The following is a 1,409-nucleotide window of genomic DNA, read 5'->3' on the forward strand; positions in this document are numbered from 1 at the left end:
TACGGCAACCCGCTGTCGATCACCCAGTCCGGTCTGTACGGCACCGAGAACGACAGCGTTACCAAGACGCTGACCTACGACGCCTACCACCGCCTGTGCCGCACCACCGAACCGGAAAGCGGCAGCGAAGTGATGGCGTACGACGCCGCCAACAACCTGGCGTGGAGTGCGCAAGGCCTGGCGATCACCGGTACCGGCTGTGGGCAGGAACAGGTAGCGACCGCCGCGCAGACCGCGCGCACCTACGATGCGATGAACCGGGTGCTGACCATCGCCCCGCCTTCAGGCACGCAGAGCACCCAATACCACTACACGCCGCTGGGCCAGCCGGACAGCGTGGTGTCGGGTATCAGCACCTGGACCGGTGCGTACAACTTCCGCGGCATGCTCACCGGCGAGAGCCTGCAACTGGCCGGCCAGGCCGCCTGGGGCATCGGCTACGCGCACGATGCGTACGGCAGCCTCAGCCTGATCCACTACCCCGATGGCGAGAACGTCAGCTACGCGCCCGACGCGCTGGGCCGACCGACCCAGGCCGGTAGCTATGCGACCGGCATCGGCTACTTCCCCAACGGACAGGTGGCGCAGTTCACCTACGCCAACGGCACCGCCTACGTGGCCGCGCAGAACGCCCGCCAGCTGCTCAGCAACTTCAGCTACGGCGCCGGCAGCACGGTGCAGCTGAGTGAGGATCTCAGCTACGACGCCAACGGCAACATCACCACGGTAGCCGACTTGGCCGGCGGCCCGCGCGCCAAGTCGTTCGGCTACGACGCGTTGAACCGGTTGACCAGTGCCAATGCGGCGGGCCTGTGGGGCACCCAGGCGTATACCTACGACGCGCTCAACAATCTGCGCACGCTGCAGACCGGCAGCCAGACGTCCACCTACAACTACGACCCCACCAACAAGCTGGCCAGCATCAGCAGCGGGGGCACCACGCTCACCAGCTATCTGTACGACAGCCGCGGCAACGTCACCGGCAAGAACGCGACGAACCTGGTGTTCGACCAGAAGAACCAGCTGACCCAGATCATCGGCAGCGACACCTACGCCTACGACGCATCGGGGCGGCGGGTGTCGAAGACGGCCGGTGGCGTCACGACGTATTACTTCTACAGCCAGGCCGGCCAGCTGCTGTACCAGTGGGCGCCGGGCAGTGCGCTGACCACCAGCTTCGTCTATCTGGGCACCAAGCTGGTCGGGGACAACGAAACGATCGTGCTGGGCGCACCGGCCGCGGTCGGCTTCGACGCCAACCCCAACAACGGCAGCTACACGGTGAGCTGGGGCGCGGTGCCGGGTGCTACCAGTTACCTGCTGCAGGAAAGCGCCAACGGCGGTGGCTGGACTACGGTGTATAGCGGCAGCGCCGCCAGCAGTGCGCTAAGCGGCAGAGCAGGCGGCAG

The 1,409-nt window shown here is 66.5% G+C and carries 1 pseudogene; it reads left to right on the forward strand.

What is annotated here, in order from left to right:
• Window positions 1-1,409, forward strand: a pseudogene (locus tag BUA26_RS19605) (RHS repeat protein); the annotation flags it as partial.

Source organism: Rhodanobacter sp. OK091 (genome assembly GCF_900142825.1).
Classification (GTDB): Bacteria; Pseudomonadota; Gammaproteobacteria; order Xanthomonadales; family Rhodanobacteraceae; genus Rhodanobacter.